The 26,746-nt window shown below is 72.1% G+C and carries 21 protein-coding genes and 1 pseudogene; 3 read left to right on the top strand and 19 right to left on the bottom strand.

Annotation, left to right across the window (positions count from 1 at the left end):
* Positions 1-970 (bottom strand): annotated as a pseudogene (locus B1H50_RS09660) (hypothetical protein); the annotation flags it as partial.
* Positions 971-1,594: 624 nt separating this feature from the next.
* On the opposite strand from B1H50_RS09660, the gene B1H50_RS09010 reads away from it, so the two are divergent.
* Positions 1,595-4,054: a DEAD/DEAH box helicase gene (locus tag B1H50_RS09010; protein ID WP_080463446.1), complete on the top strand. Its 2,460-nt coding sequence runs from the start codon at positions 1,595-1,597 to the stop codon at positions 4,052-4,054.
* Positions 4,055-4,181: 127 nt separating this feature from the next.
* On the opposite strand, the gene B1H50_RS09005 is transcribed toward B1H50_RS09010, so the two are convergent.
* The 6 genes from B1H50_RS09005 to B1H50_RS08980 all read right to left on the bottom strand — a co-directional run bounded on the left by B1H50_RS09005 (position 4,182) and on the right by B1H50_RS08980 (position 11,284).
* A complete protein-coding gene (locus B1H50_RS09005) occupies positions 4,182-5,861 on the bottom strand; it encodes a GTPase (RefSeq protein ID WP_080463445.1) in 1,680 nt (559 codons plus the stop codon).
* A complete protein-coding gene (locus tag B1H50_RS09000) occupies positions 5,858-7,666 on the bottom strand; it encodes a dynamin family protein (protein WP_080463444.1) in 1,809 nt (602 codons plus the stop codon). The genes B1H50_RS09005 and B1H50_RS09000 overlap by 4 nt, the downstream gene beginning before the upstream one ends.
* A gap of 8 nt (positions 7,667-7,674) precedes the next feature.
* Positions 7,675-9,078, bottom strand: a complete 1,404-nt coding sequence (gene hisS / locus B1H50_RS08995; RefSeq protein ID WP_080463443.1) for a histidine--tRNA ligase — start codon at positions 9,076-9,078, stop codon at positions 7,675-7,677.
* A gap of 34 nt (positions 9,079-9,112) precedes the next feature.
* Positions 9,113-9,934, bottom strand: coding sequence for an MBL fold metallo-hydrolase (locus tag B1H50_RS08990; RefSeq protein ID WP_080463442.1), 822 nt, complete (start codon positions 9,932-9,934; stop codon positions 9,113-9,115).
* An 86-nt stretch (positions 9,935-10,020) separates the two neighbouring features.
* The gene (locus B1H50_RS08985; protein ID WP_158082842.1) at positions 10,021-10,686 is read right to left on the bottom strand and encodes an RES family NAD+ phosphorylase; all 666 of its coding nucleotides are present in this window, start codon (positions 10,684-10,686) and stop codon (positions 10,021-10,023) included.
* Positions 10,687-10,705: 19 nt separating this feature from the next.
* The gene (locus B1H50_RS08980) at positions 10,706-11,284 is read right to left on the bottom strand and encodes a hypothetical protein (protein WP_080463440.1); all 579 of its coding nucleotides are present in this window, start codon (positions 11,282-11,284) and stop codon (positions 10,706-10,708) included.
* 460 nt (positions 11,285-11,744) lie between these two features.
* On the opposite strand from B1H50_RS08980, the gene B1H50_RS08975 reads away from it, so the two are divergent.
* Complete coding sequence (locus B1H50_RS08975; RefSeq protein WP_080463439.1) at positions 11,745-13,358, top strand: DUF349 domain-containing protein; 1,614 nt, start codon at positions 11,745-11,747, stop codon at positions 13,356-13,358.
* A 168-nt stretch (positions 13,359-13,526) separates the two neighbouring features.
* Positions 13,527-14,198 carry a hypothetical protein gene (locus tag B1H50_RS08970; protein WP_188640716.1) on the top strand — a complete coding sequence of 224 codons (672 nt, stop codon included), beginning with the start codon at positions 13,527-13,529 and terminating at the stop codon, positions 14,196-14,198.
* Here B1H50_RS08970 and B1H50_RS08965 read toward each other — a convergent pair.
* The 12 genes from B1H50_RS08965 to B1H50_RS08910 all read right to left on the bottom strand — a co-directional run bounded on the left by B1H50_RS08965 (position 14,172) and on the right by B1H50_RS08910 (position 26,745).
* Positions 14,172-16,499 (bottom strand): RelA/SpoT family protein, encoded by a 2,328-nt coding sequence (locus B1H50_RS08965; RefSeq protein ID WP_080463438.1) that lies wholly within the window; start codon positions 16,497-16,499, stop codon positions 14,172-14,174. The two genes, B1H50_RS08970 and B1H50_RS08965, sit on opposite strands and share 27 nt — an antisense overlap.
* A gap of 136 nt (positions 16,500-16,635) precedes the next feature.
* Positions 16,636-17,181, bottom strand: coding sequence for an adenine phosphoribosyltransferase (locus tag B1H50_RS08960; protein ID WP_080463437.1), 546 nt, complete (start codon positions 17,179-17,181; stop codon positions 16,636-16,638).
* The gene (secF, locus tag B1H50_RS08955; protein WP_080463436.1) at positions 17,178-18,281 is read right to left on the bottom strand and encodes a protein translocase subunit SecF; all 1,104 of its coding nucleotides are present in this window, start codon (positions 18,279-18,281) and stop codon (positions 17,178-17,180) included. The genes B1H50_RS08960 and secF overlap by 4 nt, the downstream gene beginning before the upstream one ends.
* Positions 18,278-20,218, bottom strand: coding sequence for a protein translocase subunit SecD (gene secD / locus B1H50_RS08950; protein WP_080463435.1), 1,941 nt, complete (start codon positions 20,216-20,218; stop codon positions 18,278-18,280). Before secD ends, secF begins: the two co-directional genes overlap by 4 nt.
* A gap of 106 nt (positions 20,219-20,324) precedes the next feature.
* Positions 20,325-20,681 (bottom strand): preprotein translocase subunit YajC, encoded by a 357-nt coding sequence (locus B1H50_RS08945; RefSeq protein WP_080463434.1) that lies wholly within the window; start codon positions 20,679-20,681, stop codon positions 20,325-20,327.
* A gap of 250 nt (positions 20,682-20,931) precedes the next feature.
* Positions 20,932-21,951, bottom strand: coding sequence for a Holliday junction branch migration DNA helicase RuvB (gene ruvB, locus B1H50_RS08940; RefSeq protein WP_080463448.1), 1,020 nt, complete (start codon positions 21,949-21,951; stop codon positions 20,932-20,934).
* A 4-nt stretch (positions 21,952-21,955) separates the two neighbouring features.
* The gene (gene ruvA, locus B1H50_RS08935) at positions 21,956-22,597 is read right to left on the bottom strand and encodes a Holliday junction branch migration protein RuvA (protein ID WP_080463433.1); all 642 of its coding nucleotides are present in this window, start codon (positions 22,595-22,597) and stop codon (positions 21,956-21,958) included.
* A 67-nt stretch (positions 22,598-22,664) separates the two neighbouring features.
* Complete coding sequence (locus B1H50_RS08930; protein ID WP_080463432.1) at positions 22,665-23,267, bottom strand: crossover junction endodeoxyribonuclease RuvC; 603 nt, start codon at positions 23,265-23,267, stop codon at positions 22,665-22,667.
* A gap of 80 nt (positions 23,268-23,347) precedes the next feature.
* Positions 23,348-24,112, bottom strand: coding sequence for a YebC/PmpR family DNA-binding transcriptional regulator (locus tag B1H50_RS08925; protein ID WP_080463431.1), 765 nt, complete (start codon positions 24,110-24,112; stop codon positions 23,348-23,350).
* Positions 24,113-24,232: 120 nt separating this feature from the next.
* On the bottom strand, positions 24,233-24,877 hold the full coding sequence (locus B1H50_RS08920) for an NUDIX hydrolase (RefSeq protein ID WP_080463430.1): 645 nt from the start codon (positions 24,875-24,877) through the stop codon (positions 24,233-24,235).
* Positions 24,878-24,910: 33 nt separating this feature from the next.
* Positions 24,911-26,107, bottom strand: coding sequence for a PrsW family intramembrane metalloprotease (locus B1H50_RS08915; RefSeq protein ID WP_080463429.1), 1,197 nt, complete (start codon positions 26,105-26,107; stop codon positions 24,911-24,913).
* Entirely contained in the window at positions 26,104-26,745 is a 642-nt protein-coding gene (locus tag B1H50_RS08910; protein WP_080463428.1) for a hypothetical protein, read from the bottom strand. Before B1H50_RS08910 ends, B1H50_RS08915 begins: the two co-directional genes overlap by 4 nt.
* Between the last annotated feature and the right edge of the window lies 1 nt (position 26,746).

The raw sequence follows: 26,746 nt of genomic DNA, 5'->3' as shown, positions 1-26,746 counted from the left end.
TCGTGGGAGCGGGCGCGGTCGGCGCCGCCGACGGGACCGGGGCACTCGGCTCCGCGGTCGGCGCCGGGGCGGGCCTGGTGCCGGCGACGAAGGAGAACAGCCTCGTCTCGGCCTGTCTGCCGTCGGGAGAGGAGATCCGCAGGCGGAATCTCCCGTTGTCGACGAGATCCTTCGCGCTCAGATCAAAGAGGGTCTCGGCGTCGATCATGGTGGAGAACGCGCCGTTCTCCACCATGACCGGGATCGTGGCCTTGCGGTCGATCGCGCCACCCGCGCCGTACAGGTTCACTGTCATATTGACGGTCCCGTTGAGAGCATGCCCCTTGGCATCGGCCCAGTTCGAGCTCTTGAAGGAGAGCGCCGTCGTGCTGAGCGGGCCGTCATCGCCGACCTTGGCCTCAGGCTTCCCGGTGATCACCTTGGGCGAGGCGGTGGCCGACGCGCTCGGCGCGGCCGACGGGGAGGCGCTCGGCTCAGCGGACGCGGAGGGCGACGGCGAGGCGGTGGCGGACGCGCTCGGCGCGGCCGACGGGGAGGGCACCGCGCTGGGAGTCGCCGAAGGAGCCGGAGGAGCGGGCGTCGGAGACTCGCCCGGGGTCGGGCTCGGCGCCTCAGTCTGACGGGGGAGGATGTTGATCTGCGGAGCCCCCATGGGGCTCGGGGCCGGCTCGATATCGCCCGCGGGGGCATCGGCGAGCTTCTTGACGGCGCCCCGCTCGGGGCGATCGACGATCTCGTCGATAGGGCGGCCGACCCGGGGGGTGGAAGCCTCAGCGCCATCCGGGGCGGCGGCAGGGACCGCCTCGGAGGTCTGAGCGGCCTTTGGACTGAGCTCATCGGCTCCGGCGGTGGGGCTCACGACAATGGAACCGAGGCCAAGGCCCGCGGTGAGGACGATGCCCAGCGCCGCGGGTAGGACCATCGCGGCACGGGGGGGCTCGAGGCCCGGACGGCACAGGGATCGGGACATCTCGGCGGGTGCGCTTCCTGTCTCAGGCGGGCCCACCGTCTCCGACGGGCCCGGGAACGTCAAGGCCGCTCGGGGCTGCGGCCATGTGGATACAGCCATATACTACCGTCCGAGCCGTGTCAGTCGCGCGATCCTGCGGCGGATCGAGTCCCAAACGAAGGCCGATCGTCAGCGAATCGTCAGCGACCAGGCAATTCTCCCGCCGAGAGCTCCCCGCATACTCGCAGGTGGGGATCGGCGCAACTTGAACTCAAGGCCCACCCCTGAGACCTATATCACTTGTGACCTGTTGCGGCGAGTCCCGGTCCGCCTCCCACCCTCATCTACGCTGGGTTCAGGAGTGATCCGCGTCCTGAGAACCCCGTTCGGGACTCCCGCACTCTTCCCCAAGCTCTCCCCGGCATCCCCGGGCCCCTGCCGCCCCACGGCGGTCGACAGCGCATGGGAAGGGGTGCGGACGAGTGAGCCCGTGAGTCTGTGCGTCAAGCCCTCAGCGCATCCGCGCCTTCGCGCGGCGAGCGCCGGTGGGCGAGTGTGGTGGGCCAGGTGCGGCAAGAGAGGAGGCCGACCGGCGCTCCCCCACACTCCGCGAAGGCCTCATGGCCAGAACCTGGGAAGAACTCAATGACCACTCAGAACCCGTCCGCCTCCGACGAGCACGGGCCTCTCGGCCTCGATGCTCTCTTCAGCACCTCCGAGGAGGGGGTCGCCTCGCCCACCGCGGCGCGCACCGGTGCCATCGGCACGGCCATCTCAGCCGTGTCCGCCGACTCGTCCGCCTCAGCGCCCTCCTTCGACACCCCGGCCTCCTCCGACACCCCCGAGGATCCCGAGGACGTCGAGCACGAGGACGAGGAGGACGACGTCGATCGCGCCCTGCCCGAGTCCGACCCCGAGGACGACGCGCCCGACGAGGCCGAGAACGCTGACGACAGCGCCGACATCGATGAGGAGGATGTCGACGGCCACGCGCCCTTCGATCCCTCCGACGACGATGACGAGCCCGAGGACTCCGCCCGCGACGCTGGCGACGCACCGGCCGAGGTCACCTTCTCCGACCTCGGTCTGCCCGCCGACCTGCTCAAGGCCGTCACCGACATGGGCTATACGACCCCCACCCCCATTCAGCGCGAGGCCATCCCGGTCCTCCTGGACGGGCGCGACGTCGTCGGCGTGGCCCAGACCGGCACCGGCAAGACCGCCGCCTTCGGGCTCCCCCTCCTCGACGCCGTCGACGCCCGCGACGGGGAGGTCCAGGCCCTCGTGCTCGCCCCCACCCGCGAGCTCGCCCTCCAGTCCGCCGACGCGATCACGGAGATGGCGTCGCGCTCGCGCGGCCTCGACGTCGTCGCCGTCTACGGCGGCGCCCCCTACGGCCCCCAGATCGGCGCGCTCAAATCCGGCGCGCAGGTCGTCGTCGGCACGCCGGGCCGCATCATCGACCTCATCGACAAGGGCGCGCTCGTCCTGGATGCGGTGAAGTACTTCGTCCTCGACGAGGCCGACGAGATGCTGCGCATGGGCTTCGCCGAGGATGTGGAGACCATCGCCGCCTCCCTGCCCTCCGAGCGCCGTACCGCGCTGTTCTCCGCCACCATGCCGCCCGCCATCGAGCGGGTGGCCGCCGAGCACCTCGTCGACCCCGCGCGCATCGAGGTCTCCCGCCAGTCCTCCACCGTCGACACCGTTCACCAGACCTACGCGGTGGTCCCCTTCCGCCACAAGATCGGCGCGGTCTCCCGCGTCCTGGCGGTCACCGAGGCGGAGGCCGCCATCGTCTTCGTGCGCACCAAGTCCACCGCCGAGGATGTCGCCATCGAGCTGGCCGGGCGGGGCATCCAGGCCGCCGCGATCTCCGGCGACGTCCCCCAGCGCGAGCGCGAACGGCTCGTCGAGCGACTGCGCGCCGGCACCCTCGACGTCCTCGTCGCCACTGACGTCGCGGCCCGCGGGCTGGACGTGGACCGCATCGGGCTCGTCGTCAACTTCGATGTGCCCCGCGAGGCCGAGGCCTACGTCCACCGCATCGGGCGCACCGGCCGCGCCGGCCGCCACGGCGAGGCCGTCACCTTCCTCACCCCCAAGGAGAAGAGCAAGCTCCGCCAGATCGAGCGCCTGACCGGCACGCGCCTGGAGGAGATCACCCTGCCCTCCCCCGCCGACGTCTCCGCGCACCGCGCCCACAAGCTCCTGGCCAAGGCCGCCGCCCGCCACGAGCGCGGCCGCCTGGGCATGTACACCCCGCTCATCGCCGAGCTGGACATCGACGCCGAGGAGCTCGCTGCCACCCTGCTCGCCCTCGCGGTGGGCGACGAGGGACCGCAGCGCCGCCACGACGACGACCGCCCGCGCCGGGGCCGTGAGCGGCGCGAGGTGAGCGTCGACGACGAGGGCGCCTTCGTCTCGGCCAGCTTCGAGGGAGGCCGCGAGAGCCGCCGTCGCGAGCGTCCCGAGGGCAAACCGGGAGCCTCGCGCGGCGGGCGCCGCGAGCATGAGGGCCCCGGCACCGTTTACCGGATCGAGGTCGGCCATCGCGACCGGGTCATGCCCGGCGCGATCGTGGGCGCGCTGGCCAATGAGGGCGGGATCAGCGGCTCGGACATCGGCAAGATCGACATCCTGCAGTCCTTCTCCCTCGTCACCATTCACGCGCCGCTGAGCGAGGACCAACTCGAGGCCATGCGGCACGCGACCTTCTCCGGGCGCGAGCTGCGCATCCGCCCCGATGAGGGCCCGGGCCACGGCTGGTCCGGCCCCGATGACCGCGGCTTCCGCGGTGACCGTGGCTTCCGCGGTGACCGTGGCGATCGTGGCTTCCGCGGTGACCGTGGCGATCGCGGCTATCGCGACCGCGATGAGCGCGGGGACCGCGACGGCGGCTACCGCGGTCGCCCTGACCGCCGCGGTGGGTACCGGGACGATCGCGGCGGCCGTCGCTGGGAGGACCGCGGCGGTCGTGACTCGGGCTTCCGGGACGACCGCGGCTACCGCTCCGGGCGCGACGAGCGCGGGGGCAACCGCGGCGGCTACCGCGGAAACCGGGACAACCGCGGGTCCTGGGGCTCGCGGCGCGCTGACTCCTGAGTGCCCGCGCTCAGAGCGATGAGGCGCGATCGCCCCCGACCGGTGCTCCGGCCGGGGGCGATCCGCATCCCGGTTCCCCCGAGTTGAACAGTCCCGACGTGCGCGGGTCGTCCCTGGTCGGGAACAGTCAGCGCTCGTGCCGACTGAGGTCTGCGGCCATCGCGCCCAGTTCGTCCCAGTGCTCGCGCTCGGCGCGCAGGGGTTCGAGAAGCCGTGAGTCGACGACGGCGTCGGTCGCCCGCCGCAGGCACTTCCCGGCCCGTGCCGCACGTCGCTCGGCGCCCGCGCGCACGGCTGCCACGCCGATGGCCCCCAGCAGGGCGCCGCCGGCCAGGCCGCCTGCGAGCAGGACGACTGGCCAGGGCACGAGGCCCCAGCGGGGCGGCTCGACAGCGATGAGCAGCAGGTCCCGCATGCCCCGCAGCGCGACCAGCCAGACGCCTCCGGCGATCGCCGCGGTCAGGGCGAGCCATTGGAGAGCTGAGGCGACCGACCACCAGCGAGGAGCGCGCATCCCCAGATCGGCGCGGGCGATGACCGCGTCGAGCTCAGGGCCGATCGCCTCGGCGCGCTCATCCATGCGCTGGAGCATGGCGTCCCGGGCCGCCCCTGGCAGGTGGGCACTGGCGTCCGCGGCGAGGCGATGCGCCTCGGTGCGCAGGAGCCCCACGGCCACGGGGCTCGGCTCGGGCAGGGATGTGCGCGCGAGGGCATCGACAGGCCTCGGGCCCTCCCCCGCCCTGCTGAGGGTCGAAGGAGAGGGGTCCCGCAGGTGGAGTGCGGCGAGCGGATCGGCCCGGAGTCGGTGGATCCATCGCACCGGCGGCCACCCGACGCTCAGCGCGCCGCGATGGATCGTGGCCGCGCGAACGGCGCTGGCGACGACCTCGGCGCCGGCGGTGCGGGAGGCCGCCTCGGCGAGGCGCCGGCCGTCGATCGGCGCCCCGGTCCCGCCGCCCCCGACGCGCTCGCACAGCCGGGTCGCGGCCCGACGCGTATCGGCCCGCAGCCGGAGGGCTGAGGCGTTGCGCGCCCGGGCGATGCGCTCCAGGGCGCCTCTCAGGGAATCGATCCCCTCACCGGTGCGGGCGGAGGCCAGTATCGGGGCAGCACCGGCCAGGCCCTCACGGGCCAGAAGGCGGCGCAGGTCGGCGCTCACCTGCTCGCGTGAGGCGGCATCGAGCCGGTCGGCCTGGTTGAGGACCACGAGGGTGACTTCCGCGTGGGCGGCCATGGGCGCGATGAAGTCCTTGTGGAGGACAGCGTCGGCGTACTTCTCGGGATCGAGCACCCACACGAGGGCGTCGACCTGGGCGGCCATGCGCTCAGCGATGAACCTGTGCTCGGGCACGTCGGAGTCGATGTCGGGCAGGTCGAGGATGATCGCATCGGCGGGGACCGGCCCTGCCAGCGGCGCGACTACGCGCTCATCGACTCCGAGCCAGTCCAGGAGCGCGGACGCCTCGCCATCGGTGTGCCCGCCCGGCAGGAGGGCGAGGGGGCGGGTGGTGGTGGGCCTGGTGACGGCGGTCCGGGCGATGGGCGCCCCGGCGAGCGCGTTGAGGAGGGAGGACTTGCCCGAACCGGTCGCTCCGGCCAGGGCGATGACGGTGCGCCCCGGTGCCAGTGAGGCCCGCGCACCCGCGCGCGCAACGATCTCGCGAGCCTCGTCGAGCTCCTCTCCGAGGCCGAGGCCGTCACCGAGCTCGATGATCCTCCCGAGCGCCCCGAGTGCCTCCGCGAGGCTCCGGGCCGCGGGGTTGCCGCGCGTGGCGCGCCTGGCGGGCTCGGACACAGTCCCGCTCATGAGCGACCCTCCCCGATAACGCCGCTAGTGGCCTCGAGAGCGGAGGCGGCAGCGCGCGCGGCCCGCCTCAGCTCGGGGCCCGTGGGGGAGGGCCGGCGCAGGGCGGAGGCCAGGAACGATGCCTGCTCGCTGACGAGCGCGTGGACGCGGGCGTCGAGGTCGATCTGCGCGCGTTCGGCCATGGCGCGCATGGCCTGGTCGCCAAAGATCGCCTCGAGGAGCCGCTGGGCGACGAGGGCTGTGCCCCCGGCGATACCGATCTCTCCCCCGGTCAGGCCCCCGGTGTGGGCGAAGACGACGATCATGAGGGCCACGCCGACCCCGTTGACGCCGAGCGAGATGAGCCGGGCGGTGAGGCGCTTGTCGGCGCCCTCGGCCCGCACGAGGCCCAGGAGATCTCCCTGCCACTCGTGGACGAGGGCGGTGGCCCGCTCGGTGAGGACCTCCTGGCCGGGAAGGACCTCGCGAACGGTCTCCAGGGCGGCAGCCGCGGTGCCGGCGCGCTGCCAGGCCCGCTCGGTGGCGATCGAGGCGCGCTGAGCCTCGGCGACGATGAGGGTGGCCAGGGAGGACTCGATGGCGTTCTCGACGCGCTGGGCGGGGCCCGGCCGGCCGCGCAGGGCGGCGCTGAGGCGATCGCGGATGCGCCCGACCTGAGTCTCGAGTCCCTTGATCATCCCGGAGGCGCCGATGTACTCCTGCCAGCGGGCCAGGACCTCGCCGCGCAGCATGGATCCGTCGGCGCAGGCGGCGTTGATCCGCTGCGCAGCCTCGGCATGGGCGGAGAAGGCCGCCTCGGCGAGCTCGTGGTGCTCCTGGGCCTGGGCGTCGAGCTCGTCAGCCAGCAGCTCGATCTGCGCCAAGGCGCTGCCCAGGGCCCCGGTGAGCGTCCGCCGGGCGACGTCGCGGCGGGCCTCGGCGTCGGCGGCCAGGGTGGTGAGCCAGTCCTGCAGGGGGGCGATGAGCGGGACGGGCAGGAGGCCCTCGGCGTCCAGGGGAGTCTCGGGGATGGTGATGACGGGTGACGTGGCGAGCCCGGCGGAGGCGAGGCGGCGACGCAGGTCGGCCTCGACGTCGGCAGCGGCGCCGTCGGGAACGCGGTCGAGGACGACGGCAACGACGATGTCCCGCTCGGCGGCGGCCCGCAGGTGCCGCCAGGGCACGGCATCGGCGTAGCGGGCCGCCGTGGTGACGAACACCCACAGGTCGGCGGAGGCCAGGAGGGTGGCGGCGAGCTCGCGGTTCTCATCGACGACGGAGTCGACGTCGGGGGCGTCCAGGAGCGCGAGCCCCGAGGGCAGCTCGCTGCAGGAGCGGACCTCCAGCTCCCTCCAGGAGGCGGGGGACTCGCCGTCGGCGGTGGTGATCGGCGCGCTGGGCGGGGCGTCCTCGGGCACGCGCACGCGGGCCAGGGAGCCCAGGACCCGGTCGGAGACGAACCAGGGCTCGTCAGCGGGGGCGTGGAGGAGCAGGGGGCGCCGCGTGGTCGGGCGGATGGCCGAGGCCGCGGCGACGCGCCTGCGGATGAGGGAGGACACGAGGGTGGATTTCCCGGCACCCGTCGAGCCGCCGACCACGGCGAGCAGTGGGGCGTCGATGCTGGCGAGGCGGGGAAGGATGTAGTCGCCGAGCTGGTCGGCGACCAGGGCCGCGCGCGTGGCGGCCTCGGCGGCACCGGGCAGCGCGTAGGGCAGATCGACGGAGCCCAGTCGTGCTTCCAGCCCTTCCAGGGCGGTGGTGGTGGTCGGTGCGCCGATGCCGTTGGAGAGGCCCGGGACTCCAGGTGGCGTGCCAGGGGCGACCATGATGCCTCTCAGGCCCGGCCGCTGCGGGCCACGAGGCGCGGGGCGAGGTCAGCCTCGGGGCACTGCCAGGTGGCGGCGTCGGCGGGAATCTGGTCCCCGGAGCGGATGTCCTTGACGGAGTCGCCCTCCCCGGGGGCGCCGGGGAACCAGACGTAGGGGATGCCGCGCTTGTCCGCAAAGCGGATCTGCTTGCCGAACTTGGCGGCGTTGGGGGCGACGTCGGCGGGGATCCCGCGCCGGCGAAGGCGGTCGGCGACGGCGTCGGAGTCGGCGCGGTGGGCCTCGTCGGTGACGGCCACGAGCACGGCAGTGGGCACGGCGCGGGTGACTTTGATGAGGCCCGCGCCGATGACGCGGGCGAGAAGGCGGGACACGCCGATCGAGATGCCCACACCCGGGAAGGTGCGCTTGCCGTTGGAGGCCAGGGAGTCGTAGCGCCCGCCGGAGCACACCGAGCCGAGGTCCTCGTGGCCGGCCATGAACGACTCGTAGACGGTGCCTGTGTAGTAGTCGAGGCCGCGGGCGATCTTGAGATCGGCGATGATCGCGCCGGGGCGCCGCAGGTTGGCGGTGTCGAGGAGGCCGGCGAGCTCGGCCAGGCCCTCGAGGAGCATCTCGGAGGGGGCGGCCTCGCCCAGGGCCGTGCGCACAGCGGCGTCGATCGCCCTGGGGCTGGTCCCGGTGATGGTGGCGAGGTCAAGGGCGCGCTCCGCCTGATCGGCGCTCAGCCCGACCGCATCGATGAGCTCGGCCGCCACGGCGTCGCGGCCGATCTTGTCGAGCTTGTCGACGATGCGCAGGACCTCGATGAGCTCGTCGTCGCCCACTCCGATGGACTGGTAGAACCCCTGGGCGACCTTCCTGTTGGACACGTGGATGGTGATCGGCGGGATGGGCAGGGCGGCCAGGGCCTCGTGCATGATGAGCGGGACCTCGACGTCGTTGTGCAGCGGGAGGGCGCCGTCGCCGACGATGTCGATATCGGCCTGGATGAACTCCCGGAAGCGGCCGTCCTGGGGGCGCTCGCCGCGCCAGACCTTCTGGATCTGGTAGCGCTTGAAGGGGAAGGTGAGGGTGCCGGCATTGTCGAGGACGTAGCGGGCGAAGGGGACGGTGAGATCGAAGTGGAGGCCGAGGCGCTTGGCGGGGTCGGCCTCCTCGGAATCGGCGGTCTCGGCCTGGAGGCGGTTGAGGAGGTAGACCTCCTTGGAGGTCTCCCCCTTGCGGGCGAGCTCGGACAGGGGCTCGACGGCGCGGGTCTCGATGCCGCAGAAGCCGTGCAGTTCGAAGGTGGTGCGCAGGGCGTCCAGGAAGGACTGCTCGACGATGCGGCCCGCGGGCAGCCACTCGGGGAATCCGGACAGGGACGATTGCGCCTGACGCGCCTGGACGCTCGATGCCATGGCGGGCATTGTGTCATGGTGCGCTCGCCAGGTGGTGGGCGTATCAGGCGTTGCGATCCCCACCACGGATCTTGGCCTCGGCGAGGTAGGGGTTGCCGTGGTGCTCGTGCTCCATGGTGGTCACCGCCCCGTGGCCGGGCAGGAGAATGGTCTCCGGGGAGACGGCGCTTGCCAGGAGGCGGAGGGTCGCCCACATCTGGACCTGGTCGCCGCCGGGCAGGTCGGTGCGGCCCACGGAGCCCTTGAAGATGACGTCGCCCGCTAGCGCCATGAGGTAGTCGTGCTCCTCATCGGCGTGGCCGGGGTCGTCGTCGATGACCTCGGTGAGGAGGTAGTTGTCCGCCAGACGGGAGTTGAAGAAGAAGAGCGTGGAGCCCTCGGTGTGGCCGGGAGCGGGGATGGCCTGGAGGCCCAGGCCCGGGAGGATCTCGAAGGCGGCGCCGAATCCCTCGGCGGGGAAGGCGCGGACGTCGGCAGGCCGTCTCCAGGCGGTGCCGGCCATGTCGGCGAAGCCCATGCCGTTGGCGCTGATGGCGGTGGAGGCATCGGGGTCGTCGAGGCGGTGGAGATCGGGCTGGGGGACGTAGACGGGGACGGAGGCCTCGGGGGCGAGCGGGTCGGCGATGGCGAGCATGTCCTCCGCGCGGGCGGCCTCGATGAGAGCGGCGGTGTCCCAGACGTGGTCGGCGTGCCCGTGGGTGAGGAGGATCGCGCCGAGGGCGAGCCGGTTGGAGCGGAGCAGGGCCATCGCGCCCCGCACGGATCCCGCTCCCGGGTCGACGACGAGGGCCGGGCCGGCGGGGGCGGGGGCGAGCACGTAGCAGTTGGCGGCGAAGACGGGTGCGATCGTGCGCTCGAGGATCATGGGGCCAGCGTAGTCGCTCGCCCCGGGCCGCTCGCGTGATCACCTGCGCTCGCCGAGCGCGCGGAGGAGGTCCAAGCGCGGGTCACTCACGCCGTCGGCCAGGCGAGCTCCCAGCCGAGGGAGGCACTGATATCCGCCAGCGCCGTCATCATGACCGGCGCTGCCAGGAGGGCGCTGGCCCGGGGCTCCTCGGGCAGGGCGGAGGCGGCCCGCTCGAAGAGCACCACCATGGGGCGCCCCGTCATCGTGGATTCCGCCCAGAGCCCGTCCACCGGGCCCCGGCCGTCGGCGGGCTCGGCCCGCGCGATCTCCCGGGCCCAGGCTCGGCAGGTGTCCCGGGGAGCGGCCATGAGGGAATGACTGGCCCCGTTGCGCAGCAGCCAGGGCGAGTCCTCGGCGAGGAGCGCCAGGAGCCGCAGCGGGCGGACAGGGACGAAGGTGGTCGCGGCGATGGCCGCCCCCATGGGGTCGACCCGGCGCTGCGCCTGGAAGACCTCGGCGACGGCCGTGCGCAGGTCTGTGGCCGTGTAGAGCACGCCATGCCCGGGGTGATCGCCGACGGGCCCAGGATGCGGGTCCCAGCGCATGGTGGTCAGGGGGCCGTAGGAGCGGAAGTCGTTCCAGGCCGACGGGTACTCCCCCGCCGTGCGGTGGATGCGCCACAGCAGACCCTGATGGAGGTGGATGTCCTCCGGCCCGATCAAGAGCGGCAACGGCGGGCGACTGGGGTTTTTCGGAGCGTCGAGGGGCATGGTGGGAGTGCGGCGGCGCTCAGGCGGCGCGGGCGGCGGCGTCGAGAAGCTCGACGACGGGCTCGGCGTCGCCTCCGAGCAGGAGGTGGTCCACGGGACTGCGGCCGCCCAGCGATTCATCCGGCGAGGTCATGATGGTGGCGATGTCGATCCCCGCCAGGTCCCCCGGCAGCCTCGAGACGATCTCCCCCAGGTGGGGCAGTGCCCGCCCAGCGGCGAGCTGCCAGCGCCAGTAGCGCTTGCGCCCGCCCACCACCGTGGAGGCCAGCGGCGTGGATGCGGCGCGGTGGGACAGGCGGGAGGGGCTGATGCCCAGCTCCTGCGCGGCCTGCGCGGCCGAGAGCGTGAGCTCGAGGGTCCGATTGATGACCATTTCGGCATGGCCTGCGGCTAGCTTCGCGGCGTCCCGCCCCGACCAGGAGCGCAGACGCGCGGGCTCGTCCAGGCCTCCGCGCTCCACGAGGTCGGCGAGCATCGTCTCCCCCACGGCCATTCCCCGTGGCGCCTTGCGCAGCATGGCCCGGAGTTGGCGGGCGTGGGCCTCCTCGTCGTAGTCGAGGCCCTGCTCCGCGTAGACATCCGCGACGGTCAGCGTCATCTTCTCGCCCTCGCTTCCTCTCCGGCCCGCGCTTCTGCGGCCTCCCGCAGTCCTTACCTTGGACCCCTTCGCACTACGCAACTAATTCTACATAGTTGCGCATAGATGCGCCATAGCGGCTCCCGCGTGCGCTCGAGTCGACTCGGGGCCGATGGGCCCGACTCGCATGGGTCCTGAGCGGCGGTAGAAGCTCGATGACGGCCGGATCGGAGTCCGGTTCGAGGCGGCGGGCGAGGGTCTCGGCCTCACCCGAGTGGAACGGCGGTCATGGTCCGGCGGTCCTGGCGCCCCCATCCGTGATCAAGGGCGGTCGGCGCTCGGAGTTCAGTGATGTTGCCGGTAGGCTCGGTGTGCTGGCGCCTCCCGGGCCAGCGCACGACCACCCGGCCGGCGAGGCCGGGCGCGAACGGAACAGGGATCAGATTCCTCCCTCGCCCCGTCAACCACGAAGGAGCACAACGTGACTGAGCAGACGCAGCCCGCCGCCGAGCTGGAGCCCACCGCCACGTCCGAGTCGGAGCCCGCCTCCGCCACCACCGAGACCACCACCGCCCCCGCGGGCGCGCCGGAGCCGACGACCGCCGAGGCACCCATCGACCGGACAGCGGCCCGGGCCTCGGAGCCCGAGGGGACGGGGACCGAGGAAGCCGCCGAACCGGCTGCGCCCTCCGAGACCCCCAGCTCTTCGGAGGGGGCCGCCGTCGAGGACTCTGGCGAGGCCGCGAGCATCGAGCCGGCCGCCGGCGCCGACGCTGCGGATGCCGCAGCCCCCGCCTCGGCCGAGCAGCCTTCGCCCGCAGCGACGAACGAGGCGCCGATCGACCCCGAGGAGGCCATGGACGCCGCCAAGTGGGGCCGTGTCGACGGCGAGGGCAAGGTCTACGTCCAGGACAGCGGCGTCGAGCGCGAGGTCGGCCAGTTCCCGGATGCCCCGATCGCCGAGGCCATGGCCTTCTACGTGCGCCGCTACCTCGACCTCAAGGCGACGATCGACCTCTTCGCCACGCGCCTGCCGCAGCTCTCCATCCACGACATCGACACGACGATTGCCTCGATCGAGGCCTCGCTCGTCGAACCGGCCGCCGTCGGGGACCTCGATGGGCTGCGCGCCCGTTTCTCCGCCCTGCGCGGAGTCGCCGCGGAGCGCCGCGAGGCCGTTGCCGCCGAGCGCGCCGCCGCCAAGGAGCAGGCCCTCAAGGACCGCACCGCCATCGTCGAGCGCGCCGAGGAGATCAGTGAGCAGGACCCGGCGCGCACCCAGTGGAAGAACTCCGGCGCCGAGCTGCGCGCCCTGCTGGAGAAGTGGAAGGAGGCCCAGCGTCGCGGGCCGCGTCTGGACCGCCCCACCGAGGACGCCCTGTGGAAGCGCTTCAGCCACGCCCGCACCGCCTTCGACCGCCGCCGTCGCCAGTTCTTCTCCGAGCTCGACGCCAAGCAGTCGCAGGTCAAGGCCGCCAAGGAGGCCCTCATCAAGCGGGCCGAGGAGCTCTCGGGCTCCACGGACTGGGCCGGCACCTCCGCCAAGTACCGCGAGCTCATGGACGAGTGGAAGAAGGCCGGCCGCGCCTCGCGCAAGGAGGACGACGCCCTGTGGGCGCGCTTCCGCGCCGCCCAGCAGATCTTCTTCGACGCCCGCAAGGCGAAGGACGAGGCCGTGGACGCCGAGTTCGCGGAGAACCTCAAGACCAAGGAGGCCCTCGTGGCCAGGGCTGAGGCCCTGCTGCCGATCAAGGACATCAAGGCCGCCAAGAAGGCCCTGCGCCCCATCCAGGACGCCTGGGAGGAGGCGGGGCGCGTGCCGCGCTCGGCCGTGCGCCGGATCGAGGGACGCATGCGCGCCGTCGAGGACGCGATCCGCGAGGCGGAGAACGCCGAGTGGCGCCGGACCGACCCGGAGACCAAGGCCCGCGCCGAGGGCCTGGCCGGCCAGCTCCAGGACTCGATCGCCGAGCTCGAGAAGGACCTCGCCGCCGCCCAGGCCGCGGGGGACGCCAAGAAGGTCGCGGAGGCCGAGGCGGCGCTCACCGCCCGTCGCGCCTGGCTCGACCAGGTCCTGCGCTCGGCCCAGGCCTGATCCGGGCGCGCGACGCCTCAGGAACCGGCTGATGCCCGGCACCTCGATCGGTGCCGGGCATCTCCCGTCCCGCCCAGCCGCCGTCCGTGCGAGGCCCACCGCCCTGGTTATCCACAGATCCTCCGCACCCCCTTCCGCGGCGCTGCGCGGGGGCCCAGCATGGTCCTTATGGCCAGGCATCCCCACGTCCCCGCCCGCGCGGCTCTCGCATGGCTGCGCCCCCGTCCCATCGAGCCGGCGCTCGGCGCCCTCCCGCCACAGGACATGCGGGTGCTGCGCTGCCACGGGCTCGATGACGAGTTGCTCACCCCGCTCCTGGGCGGCCACTACCCCAGTGACCTGCTCACCTCTCCCCCGCTGCGCGCTCGGGCTCTGGGCCCCCATGTGCCGCGGGGCAACCTGGTCTGCGGCCCCAGCGCTCTCTGGGTCCACACGGGGCTCAGGCCGCCCGAGGTCCTGTCCGTGGCGAGCACGGAGAGGCCCGGCGCGTGGCGGGGCCTCGACTCCCACCGCATGTCGCTGCCCTCCGAGGACCGAGTGGTACTGGCCGGAGTGGAGTGCTCCACCCTGGAGCGCGCCGCCGTCGACGTGGCGAGGACCGCGCCGCCGACCCGGGCGGTCGAGGCGATCCTGGCAGCCTACGCCGCCGGGGCGACGCGGCGCGGGATGCTCCTGGCCCTGGGGCACTGCCGCGGCGGGGCGGCGCGCGGCCGCCCCCGCGCTCAGCGGCTCATCCTGAGCGTGGAGCGGGCGTTCCCCGAGCGCGCGGGGCCCCTGCACCGACGGACCGCGCCGCTTGCCGCGCATCGCGGTTCAGGAGCCGTGGTTCCGAGCGCCTGAAGTGGTGCGGCGGGCCTCGTAGACGCCATCGATCCTGCGCAGGGAGGCGAGGGTGTGGTCGAGGTGGCTCGCTGCGGCGAGCTCGACGACGAACCGCCCTGTGACCACGCGATCCCTGGAGGTGGTGATCGTCGCCGAAATCATGTTGACGTGGTTGTCGGCCAGGACCCGGGTGACGTCGGCCAGGAGGCCGCCGCGGTCGAGCGCCTCGACCTCCAACTGGACGAGGTAGACCGAGTGCGCGTGCTCGGCCCAGGTCACGGGGAGCATCCGCTCGGGCTCGCGCTGGAGCTGGGCGACGTTCTGACAGTCCGCCCGGTGCACGGAGAGCCCGGATCCCCTGGTGATGAATCCGACGATCGGGTCCCCCGGCATGGGCGTGCAGCAGCGGGCGAGCTTGACGTAGACGTCGTCGGCGTCCATGCCCTCGACGACGACTCCTGAGTCCCCACTGCGGCGGTGGCTGGAGGAGGCCGAGGCCCGGGTGGGAAGAACGCCCTCGGCGAGGGTCTCCTCGGCGCCCGCCTCGCCGCCCATGGCGGTCACAAGGGTGTCGACGACGTGCTGGGCGGAGATGTGCCCCTCGCCCACCGCGGCGTAGAGCCCGTCGATATCGACCTTGTCGAGGCTCTTGGCGACGTCCGTGAGGGAATCGTGACTCATGAGGCGCTGGATCGGGAGGTCCTTCTTGCGCATCGCCCGCGCGATCGCGGACTTGCCCTCTTCAATGGCCTCCTCGCGGCGCTCCTTGGAGAACCAGGCGCGGATCTTGTTGCGCGCCCGAGTGGAGCCCACAAAACTGAGCCAGTCCCGTGATGGGCCGGCATTAGCCGCCTTGGAGGTGAAAACCTCGACGGCATCGCCGTTCTCCAGGCGGGTGTCCAGGGGAACGAGGCGCCCGTTGACGCGGGCGCCGACAGTGCGGTGACCGACCTCCGTGTGGACGGCGTAGGCAAAATCGACGGCTGTGGAGCCGCTGGGCAGGGACAGGACGTCGCCCTTGGGGGTGAAGACGTAGACCTGTGAGCCGGCCATCTCGAAGCGCAGGGAGTCGAGGAACTCGGCGGGGTCCTGCGTCTCCTTCTGCCAGTCAACGAGTTGGCGCAGCCAGCCCATCTCGCCGGCGTCCTCGACGCCAGCGCCGCCCGGGGCCGGCGCGGAGGCGTTGGGGTCCTCCTTGTACTTCCAGTGGGCGGCAACGCCGTACTCCGCCATGCGGTGCATCTCCGCGGTGCGGATCTGGATCTCGACGGGCTTGCCCCCGGGCCCGAGCACCGTGGTGTGCAGTGACTGGTAGAGGTTGAACTTGGGGACGGCGATGTAGTCCTTGAAGCGCCCGCTCATCGGTGTCCAGCGGGAGTGGAGGGCGCCGAGGACGGCGTAGCAGTCCCGCACCGAGTCAACGATGACGCGCACGGCGACGAGGTCGTAGATGTCGTCGAAGTCCTTCCCCCGCACGATCATCTTCTGGTAGATCGAGTAGAAGTGCTTCGGCCGACCGGTGACGGTCCCCTTGATCTTGTTGACCCGCAGGTCCTCCTCGATCTGCAGACGGACCTGGCACAGGTACTCCTCGCGAGCCGGCGCCCTCTCGTGGACCATCCGCTCGATCTCGTCGTAGACGCCGGGGTAGAGGGCCTTGAAGGAGCGGTCCTCGAGCTCCCACTTGATGGTGTTCATCCCGAGCCGGTGGGCCAGGGGAGCATAGATCTCGAGCGTCTCCTTGGCCTTGCGGGCGGCGCTCTCGGCGGGAACGTACTTCCAGGTCCGGGCGTTGTGGAGACGGTCCCCCAGTTTGATGAGGAGCACGCGGATGTCATGGGACATCGCGATGATCATCTTGCGCACGGTCTCGGCCTGCGCGGCCTCCCCGTACTGGAGCTTGTCGAGCTTGGTGACGCCGTCGACGAGCAGGGCGATGTCACCGCCGAAGTCCGCACGCAGCTTGTCGAGGGTGTAGTCGGTGTCCTCCACCGTGTCGTGCAGGAGCGCCGCGGCCAGCGTCTGAGGCGTCATGCCGAGCTCGGCGAGGATGGTCGCCACCGCGACGGGATGAGTGATGTAGGGCTCCCCCGACTTGCGCGTCTGTCCCTCGTGGGCCTTCTCGGCGACCTCGTAGGCGCGCACGATGAGCCCGGTGTCCGCCTTGGGGTGGTTGGCCCGCAGGGCGCGCAGGAGTGGGTCGATCGCGGGGGGCGTCGAGTGCCCCCGGGAGCCGAACCAGGCGAGGCGGCTGCGGACGCGCGAGCCGGGCACGATCGCGTCGTGCCCCGTGTCCGCTGCGCCCTTGGTCTCGGTCATTCCAACATCATAGCCACGAGGAGACCCACGCATCGGACATCTGATGCCCCGAGGCCCGTCCGGGGCCCGAGGCGGGACCCACCTCGGGCAATCCCGCCTCCGGCAGTAGCGGGGCCGGGGGCGAGATCAGTGGAGGTCAGTACACGACGACGGCATCGACGCCCCGCCCGCCCAGATGGGCCCTGCCGCCCAACTCGGCGAGCTCCAAGAGCATGCAGATCGCCTCGACACTGCCCCCGGCGCGCTCCACGAGCTCGATGGAGGCCGCGGCCGTGCCGCCGGTGGCCAGGACGTCGTCGATGATGAGGACCCTGTCCCCCGCCCGCACGGTCTCGGGGCGCAGCTCCATGCGGGCCGTGCCGTACTCCAGGGCGTAGTCGACGCCGATGACGGGTCCGGGGAGCTTGCCGCCCTTGCGGACGGTGAGCATCCCGATGCCCAGCCTCACTGCCAGCGGCGCGGCGAGAATGAAGCCCCGGGACTCAAGGCCGGCGACGGCGTCGATCCGGCCCCGGTAGTGCTCGGCGAGGCCGTCAATGAGCTCGGAGAAGGCCGGGCCGTTGGCCAGCAGCGGCGTGATGTCCCGGAAGAGGACTCCGGGCTCGGGGAAGTCGGGGATCTCCCGGAGGTTGTCGGCCACGAGCCGGGTGAGCGCGGCGGGCAGGGGCGGGGGAACGCTCATGGGCGCTTCTTCCTCCTCTTGGGCTGGGCGGCGTGGCCGAGGTGGTGGCCGGGGGTCAGGGGCGAGGCCTTGGGAGCCGCCAGGATCGCCTCGACGGCATCCTCGTCGTCGCCGGCGGCGTCGATGCGGGCCCTGCGGGCCTGCTCGACGCGCTCGGCCTGCTCGCGCACTCCCTTCTCACGGCGACGCAGGTCGACCAGGAGCGGTGTGGCCAGGAAGATCGAGGAGAGTGTGCCGGCGATCATGCCGATGAAGAGGGTGAGGGCGATGTCGCGCAGCGTGCCGGCGCCCATGATGAAGGCGCCGACGAAGAGCAGCGAGGCCACGGGCAGCACGCCGACGATCGAGGTGTTGACGGAGCGGATGAAGGTCTGGTTGACCGCGAGGTTGGCCAGCTCGGCGTAGGTGGAGCGGGTCTGCGCGGTGAAGGAGGCGGTGTTCTCGCGGATCTTGTCGAAGACGACCACCGTGTCGTAGAGGGAGTACCCCAGGATCGTGAGCACGCCGATGATCGTAGCGGGGGTGACCTCGAATCCCGTCAGGGCGTAGATGCCGATGGTGATGATGATGTCGTGGGCCAGGGCGAGCAGGGCCGCGACCGCCATCTTCCACGTGCGGAAGTAGATCCAGATGAGGCCGCCGATGAGCAGGAAGAACAGCAGGAGGCCCCGGGCGGCCTTGTTCGTGACGTCGGAGGACCAGGTCGGGCCGATGGTCGTCGAGGAGACACTGCCCGCGTCGACCCCGTAGGCGCTGGCCAGGCCGCTGGACAGGGCGTCGAGGTCAGCCTTGTCCAGCGCGGTGGTCTGGACGCGCACCGAGGATGAGCCGAGTTTGGTGACCGTCGAGCCCGCGGAGCGGCCCTGGTCGGACAGGACTGTGTTGGCCGGGCCCTCGGCGGGCGCGGCCAGACCGGTGATGGTCACCTCCGAGCCGCCCTTGAAGTCGATGCCGGGGTTGAGGCCCACGGTTCCGAGCAGCGCCGCCGAGGCGATGACGATGATCGCGGCGACCGTGTACCAGATGCGCCGCTTGGCGATGAAGGGGATCGAGGTTTTGCCGGAGTAGAGCTCGTTTCCGAGGGTGGCAAGGTTCTTCACTTCGACTCACCGTCCTTCCCATCGTGGGCCTGGGAGTCGACGGCGTCGTCCCCCTGGATCGCGGTACCGTCGTCGGGCTCACCGCGTCGGGCGAGGGCCTTGCGCCGGGCCAGGGAGCCGACGGCGCCCTCGATGAGCGCGTCGCGGCCCTTGCCGTAGGCGGCGAGCGAGCGGGCGCCGAGGTGCTCGGGGTCGAGGCCGGAGAGCCGGTGCCCCTCGCCGAAGAAGCGGAAGCGCAGGATCCACACCATGAGCGGATGGGTGAAGGCGAAGATGACGGCGAGGTCGACGACGGTGGTCACGCCGAGGGTGAAGGCGAAGCCCTGCACGCCGCCGACCGCCAGGGCGTAGAGGACCACCGAGGCGACGAGGTTGACTGCGTCGGAGACGGCGATGGTCCGGCGCGCGTGCTTCCAGCCCTCATCGACGGCGGCGATGAGGGTGCGGCCGTTGCGGACCTCATCGCGGACCCGCTCGAAGTAGATGATGAAGGAGTCCATCGTGATGCCGATGGAGATGATGAGTCCGGCCACGCCGGCCAGCGACAGGCGGTAGCCGATGAACCAGCTCAGCAGCGCGATGACGAGGTAGGTGCCCGCTGCCGCGATGATGAGGGAGGCCACGGCGACGAGCGAGAGGCCCCGGTACTGCCAGGCGAGGTAGATGATGATGAGGAGGAATCCGATGAGCCCGGCGATGAGGCCGTTGCGCAGCTGCTCGGTTCCCAGAGTCGCCGAGATCTGCTGCTCTGACTGGACGGTGAAGTTGATGGGCAGGGCGCCGAAGGAGAGCTGGTTGGCCAGCGTGTTGGCCTGGGCGCGGGCCTTCCCGCCCTGGCCGATGTCGATGCGCACGCGCCCATCGGTGATCGGCGAGGTGACGGAGTCGCGGAAGCCCGAGGACATGATTGTCAGACCGTCCAGGACGATGGCGAACTGGGCCTTCTGCGAATCGGTGGTGCTGGTCGGCGCACTGTTGGCACCTGCGGAGGGCTTCGCAGCCCGGGCGGCATTGCGGTAGGCCAGGAGGCGCTCGGAGACCGCGGCGAACTTCTCCGTGCCCGTGGAGTTGAACTCGACGGACACGCCCCATTTGTTGGTGGTCCCCCCCTGCTCGGTGGTCTCGGTGCCGGAGACGGCGGTCTCGATGTCGGTGCCGGCGATGTCGGCGGGGCCGAGGATGTACGCGGTGCCGCTGCCCCGCTTGTCGCAGGAGATGACGGCCTTGGCGGGATCCTGCGCCTCGCCGGTGAGGTTCTCCGGGGCGGTGCAGTCACGCATGGTGGCGTCGTAGATCATCTTCTCGGTGATCCACGCATCCGAGGAGTTGTCATTGCTGGTGGCCGGCAGCGGATCCTCGCTGATGACACCGTCGCCGTTGACGTCGGCGGCCCGGGTGGCCACCTGCTCGGGCGTCGTCATCGGGATGGTGGGCGAAGCGGACGGGGCGGCGCTCGGAGCGGCCGCGTCTGTCGGCGCCGCCGAGGCGGCCTGATTCCGCTGGGCCGCCAGCTTGTTCTGCTGCTCGGCGATCTGCATGGCGTTGCCCTGGATGATGCGAATGACGGGTCGGAAGTAGAGGACCGCCGCCTTGCGCACGAGGTCGAGGGTCGCCTCGCTCGGAGTGCTGGGCAGCGCTACGACGATGTTCTGCCCGCCCTGGCGGGAGATCTGCGCCTCGGCCACGCCGGAGGCGTCGACGCGCTGGCGGATGACCTCGATCGCCTGGTTGACGTCCTCGTCGGAGATCTCCGAACCGTCGGTCGTCGTCGGGGTGAGGATGAGCTGGGTGCCGCCCTCGAGGTCGAGGGCGAGGCCCGGGGTCATGGCGGTGCGTTTGGTCGCTGAGCCGAAGGCGAGGGCGCCGAAGCCGACGGCGAGGATGATCAGCAGGAGGAGGATCCTGGTTCCGGGGCGCTTGGTCTTCTTGGTGGGCACGGGGTCCCTTTCATCAGGTCGCCGCCCTGGGGCAGCGGGATGCGTGGGGTGAGGGAGATCGCCCGGCGGGTCCTGGGGAGTGGGTGGGGGCCAGGCGGTGGCGGGCTCAGGACTCGGCGGTCCCGGGGGCGGGGGCGTCGACGGCGTCACCGGCATCGGCGGCGCCATCGGCGTCACTGCCCTCGTCCGTGGAGGCGAAGGGAGGCTCCTCGGCGCAGACGATGGACTTCTTGTTCCACAGGGATTCGTCGCCCAGCTGAGTGGCGAGCACGACAACGTCGCCGTCGACATCGACGACCTGGCCGTAGAAGCCGCCGGTGGTGCGCACCCAGGTGCCCGCCACGAGGGCCTCCTCGCGGCGCCGGTCCTGCTCGGCGAGCATCTTCTGCTGCTGGCGGCGGGCGAAGCCGCTGAACAGCCACATAATGATGAGGAACGCGGCGAGCATGATCATGATGGACATAGGGACTCCAGTTCCGAGAGTGATCCGCAGCTCCTGCGGCGACGACGCCCCGACGTGGGGCAAACCGCACCGAGTCTAGGTCACCGCCGGGGGCGACGGGGAGGCCGAAACCCGGACTGGGCTGTGACACGCGCCCTGTTGTGGCGGGGCAGCAGAGGCCGAGACGCGCGCGTGACCGCGCCGTGGCCCGACTGTGTCCTTCCGCCCGGGCCGACCGCCCGGCAGGGCACGGCCGGAGGCGGCACGACGCTCAGGCGAACAGGGTGCCCTCGGCGGGGGGCTCCAGGCCGAGATGCGCATAGGCGGCGGGGGTCGCGGCGCGGCCCCGAGGCGTGCGCACCACGAGGCCCTCGCGCACGAGGTAAGGCTCGGCCACGGTCTCCACCGTCTCCGGCTCCTCCCCCACGCTGACCGCGAGCGTCGTCAGGCCCACCGGGCCGCCGCCGAATCGGGAGCACAGGGCCTCCAGCACCTGCCGATCGAGGCGGTCCAGGCCCAGGGCGTCGACCTCGAAGACCTCCAGCGCGGCGCGGGCGGCCTGAAGATCGAGAAGCCCGGGGGTTCCGTGGACCTGAGCCCAGTCCTGGACGCGCCGCAGGAGCCGGTTGGCGATGCGCGGCGTGCCCCGCGACCGACTGGCGAGCTCGGAAGCGGCCTCGGGCTCCAGACCCACGCCGAGCAGGCCGGCGGAGCGGTTGAGGATGCGGGCGAGTTCCTCCGGGGCGTAGTAGTCGAGGTGGCCGGTGAATCCGAAGCGGTCGCGCAGGGGGGCGGGCAGGAGGCCCGCCCGGGTGGTGGCGCCGACGACGGTGAACGGCGGCAGGGCCAGGGGGATGGAGGTGGCGCCCGGGCCCTTGCCGACGACGACATCCACCCGGTAATCCTCCATCGCCAGGTAGAGCATCTCCTCGGCGGTGCGGGCCAGGCGGTGGATCTCGTCGATGAAGAGGACATCGCCCTCCTCCAGGGAGGACAGGATCGCCGCGAGGTCCCCCGCGTGCTGGATGGCGGGCCCGGAGGTGAGCCGCAGCGCCCCTCCGACCTCGGCGGCGATGATCATGGCGAGCGTGGTCTTGCCCAGGCCGGGCGGGCCGGAGAGCAGGACGTGGTCCGGAGCCGCGCCGCGGGCGAGGGCCGCGCGCAGGACCACGGAGAGCTGGTCGCGCACGACCTCCTGGCCGGTGAAGTCCTCCAGGCGCTTGGGGCGCAGGGCGGCTTCGGCGGCGCGCTCGGTCTCATCGGCCTCGCCGCCCATGAAGCGGCCCGGCATGTCCTCAGCCACGGCGGCCACCGCCCAACCACTTCAGGGCCGCGCGCAGGATTTCGGGGACGGCCGGGGTCTGGCCGGGGGCGGTCAGGCCGGGCTCGACGGCGAGGACGGCATCGCGGGCGCTCGCCTCGTTCCAGCCGAGCTGGATGAGCGCGGCGACGACGTCGGGGTGGGGCTCGCCGTCCTCGGCAGCGCCGTCGACGGCCCCGGGCGCGCCACGGCTCGCGGAAGGATCCTGGCCGAGCGGGGGGCCGAGCTTGTCGCCGACGTCGATGATGATCCTCTGCGCGCCCTTGGGCCCCAGGCCGGGGACGCGCTTGAGGGCGGCGACGTCCTCAGCGGCGATGGCGCGACGCAGGGCATCGGGCGTGTGGACGGCGAGCATCGCCAGGGCGAGCTTGGCGCCCACGCCCTTGGCCCCGAGCAGGACACGGAAGCAGTCGCGCTCATCGGCGTCGGCGAAGCCGTAGAGGGTCAGGGAGTCCTCGCGCACGATGAGCTCGGTGTGCAGGAGGGCCTCGGCGCCCACGCGCAGTGAGGACAGCGTGGTGGGGGTGGCGAGAACGGTCATGCCCACTCCCCCGATCTCGATCACCGCCGAGGTCAGCGTGACAGCGGTGACGGTGCCGCGCAGCGAGGAGATCATAGGCGGGAACTCCCTTCGAACAATTGTTCGGATAGTAGCAGGGGTGCGCGACGCGGGCCCCGCGCACTCATCCGGCGTGGCGCGGGTCGACGGCGCCGGTGCGACGGGCCGCCGCCTGGGCTGCCGCCCACCGGCGCTGGGCGGGGGTCCGGGCGCTGGCGCGCACGGCTCCTCCGGCGGAGACCATCTCGGTGGCGCCGTCCGCCCCGGTGCCCCCGCCGCGCCAACCATGGCAGATGGCCTGGGCGAGCGCGTCGGCGGCATCGGCGGGCCTGGGGGGCTCGGCCAGACCGAGGATGCGGGCGACCATGGCCTGAACCTGGGCCTTGCCGGCCACTCCCGATCCAGTGACGGCCGCCTTGGCCTCGCTCGGCGTGTGCTGGGCGACCTCGACTCCGGCGCGGGCGCCGGCGAGCATGACAATGCCCATGACCTGGGCGACGCCGATGACGGAGCGCAGGTTGTCCCGGGCGAAGACTCTCTCGACACTCAGCGCGCTGGGCCCCAGGCGGGCGATCCAGTCGTCGAGGGCGTCGGCGATGGCCAGGATCCGCAACTCGGGGCTCTGAGAGGGCGGGGTGCGCACGACGCCGACCTCGACGAGTCGGACGCGGCGTCTCGGATCGATGTCCACGCAGCCGAGCCCGCAGCGCGTGAGCCCGGGATCGATGCCCAGGACGCGCTGCTGGGCGACAACGGCGCGGCTGGAGGTGCGCGCTCTCGTGCCCCGGGCGGGGCCCGCCGTGGCGCTCAGTCCTCGGCCGCCTCGAGCTCGGCAGCGACCTCGGCGGAGATGTCCACGGAGGTGTAGACGTTCTGGACGTCGTCGAGGTCCTCCAGGGCGTCGACAAGGCGCAGGACCTTGCGGGCGCCGTCGGCGTCGACCTCGATCCTCGTGCCGGCAACGAACTGGGACTCCGCGGAGTCGTAGTCCATGCCGGCCTCGGTGACCGCGTTGCGCACGGCGATGAGGTTCTGCGGCTCGGAGACGACCTCGAAGGACTCAGCGCCCTCGACGACCTCCTCCGCCCCGGCGTCGAGCACGGCCATGAGGATCGTGTCCTCGTCGATGCCGTCGGCCTTGGCGATCTCAACGACGCCCTTGCGGGTGAAGTTGTAGGCCACCGAGCCGGGATCGGCCAGCGACCCGCCGGTGCGGGTGAAGGCGACACGCACGTCGGAGGCGGCGCGGTTGCGGTTGTCGGTGAGGCACTCGACGAGGAAGGCGACGCCGGCGGGTCCGTAGCCCTCGTACATGATGGTCTGCCAGTCGGCGCCGCCGGCCTCCTCGCCGCTGCCGCGCTTGACGGCTCGGGTGATGTTGTCGGCGGGGACGGAGTTCTTCTTGGCCTTCTGGATGGCATCGAAGAGGGTGGGGTTGCCGGCGGGGTCGCCTCCTCCGGTGCGGGCGGCGACCTCGATGTTCTTGATGAGGCGCGCGAACAGCTTGCCACGCTTGGCGTCGATGGCGGCCTTCTTGTGCTTGGTGGTGGCCCACTTGGAGTGACCCGACATGTGTTCTCCTCGGCAGTAGCGGACTGGCTCGGCGTGCAGGATCAATGTCTCTGACGTGCCGCGAGTGGGCGCGGCGAACCGCGCATATCCTAGCGCGCCGGGGCCCACCGCCCGCGCGCCTCAGGACCTCTCGTGGATGGCGCGGACGGCGCCGTCCCATCCGGCCATGAGCTCGCGGGCCAGGACGGGCAGGGCCTCGGGGTAGACGGTCATGCCCGCGGCGATGGCGTCGTCGAGCTCATCCAGGCCCCACCAGCGCAGCGAGTCCAGGACGTCGCGCTCCAGGTCCGTCCACCCGGCGCGATCGAGCTCGCCGCACTGGCCCTCGAGGGCGGCGGTGTCGGCCGGCTCCAGGCGGGCGAGGTACATCACCTCGTCCTGGCGGCAGGTGACGAGGTTGAAGACGAAGTCACTGGATCGCTCGACGACGGGTCCGATAAGCCGGTCGGCCGCCAGGGAGATGCCGGTCTCCTCCCGCAGCTCGCGCAGCGCCGCCTCGCGGAGCCCCTCGCCGTCAGCGATGCCGCCGCCGGGGGTGAAGGCCCACGCATGGGCGGCGTCGGCGAAGTCGTGGCCCAGGACGAGGAGGATCCCCGGCTCGGGGTCCTCTCGCAGGGCGATGACGCGGGCGGCGCGCCGCGACGGCAGTCCCTCGGGACCGAGGCGCCACTCCTCGGCGTCGAGCAATTCTCGCCAGTCGGCGGGCACGCGGGCGGGGTCGCGCCCATCGGGGGCGAGGCCCGGTGCGCTCCGGCACGGGGTCATACGAGCTCCTCCTCGGCGGCAATGTCAGCCATGTCAGCGCTTCCCCATGTAGGCGGCGCGCGAGCCCATGACGCGGGCGAGCAGAGTCTTCTCGGAGGCGGCGAAGTCGTTCACCGCGTGGCCCTCCATGGCGCCCTGGCGGAGATTGGCCAGTTGGACGGAGGCGGCCTGGAAGTCGCGCATGGCGCGCTTGGCCTCCGGGCCGCGCCTCCTGGCCCACCGGCGGGCGGCCCTGCGCCCGGCGGAGGTGGTGAGCATGATGATCTCGGCCTCGTGGTACCAGCCGGACTGCCCGTACTCGCGCAGCCTCGCGCGTATCCGTAGCCGCTCGCGCCAGCGCAGGGCCAGGACGAGGGCGATGGCGGCGACGAACAGGGGGACCTCGACGATGAAGTAGAGCATGAGGTTGCCCGACAGCGCGCCGTTCCAGAAGGCGTGGAGGCAGATCGCCCCGGCCAGGCCCATCGGGGTGGTCCACAGCCAGGCCAGGCGCGAGCGCATCCGGGCGGAGGCGCCGATCGCCACACCGGCGCAGGAGGTGAACATGATGTGCGCGAAGGGCGACATGATGCCGCGGAGCACGAAGGTGCGGGCAAGGTCGTCCTGGTTCTGCAGGAAGTAGAGGATGTTCTCGGAGAAGGCGAATCCGGCGGCCACCACGGCCGCGTAGACGATGCCGTCGACGGCCCCGTTGAAGGAGCGCCGCGAGAGCAGGAAGATGAAAAGCACGCCCAGTCCCTTGGTACTCTCCTCCACGAGGGGCGCGATAACGACGGCGCTGACGTACTGGAAGTCGTCGGTGACGCCGGCCAGGAGCACGGTGGCGCTCGTGTTGGCGATCAAGGAGACCGCCGTGGACACGCCCACTCCCCACAGGAATGCCAGCAGGAGCATTCCGAGCGGCTCGGGCTCCCAGCGATCGATCCACCACACGGTGGTCAGCACGATGGTCAGGGGGACGAGCGCCAGGAGGGTCATCTGGACGAGGCTGGAGCCGCTGGAGGCGCTGGAGGCCAGCACGTAGAACATGATTCCCGTGCCGATGACGCCGGCCGCCACAAGCAGTCCGACGATGACGCGGCGCCGGCGCGCGGGGCGCATGGCGACGGGATCATCCCAGTCGGGGGCGGAGGAGGCGAAGATGTCCTCGTGACGGGCGGGGCGGGGGGCCCAGGCCGAGCGCCGGTAGTCTGCGCGCGGCGCCCATCCCGAGCTTCCGGGTGCGGTCATGATGCCTCCTGATCAGAGGATGGCTCGGCGTCGTCATCGATGTCGAAAGCACTGGGCATCGGGGCGCGCCCGGCCAGGCGCAGCAGGCGCACAACGGGGGTGGATCGGAGCCTGCGGGCCTCGGCGACATGCGTGTTGTGGAAGCGGCGGGCGAGGACGACGCGCGCGCTGGCCCGCTCAAGGCGGCCGACGGCGTCCAGGCCCATCTCGGTGGCGCGCAGCTCGGCCCTGGCCTCGCCATCGACGGCGGTGCGGATGACCCGGGAGAGATCGGATTCGACTCCGGCCCGGGAGCGCCCCGCGCTGCTGCGGGAGCGCCCGGCGGGGGCCGCCCTCCTGCCCGCGGTGTCGAGGGGGTCGAGGCCGTCGGGGACGATCGGAGTCTCGCAGTCGAGGGCCTCGTGGGCGGCGCGCTGGAGGAGCATCGCCGAAGCGGCGTCGAGCAGCCCTGTCGAGGCGAGGTCGACCGCGGCCTGCGCCCGGTAGGCCAGGTGCTTCTCGAGGGTGGCGCGCGCGCCGAGGACCTGCCGGTGGAGGCGGTCGACCCTCACGGCGATCGCGTAGAGCCTCCAGCCGAGGACCAGCAGGAGGAGAAGAGCGACGATCATCGCCAGAAGGATCGAGTCGAGCCCATTCATA

Origin of the sequence: Actinomyces gaoshouyii, from assembly GCF_002072175.1 — a bacterium.
Taxonomy (GTDB): domain Bacteria; phylum Actinomycetota; class Actinomycetes; order Actinomycetales; family Actinomycetaceae; genus Actinomyces; species Actinomyces gaoshouyii.
This window is presented reverse-complemented; position numbering and strand designations above follow the sequence as displayed.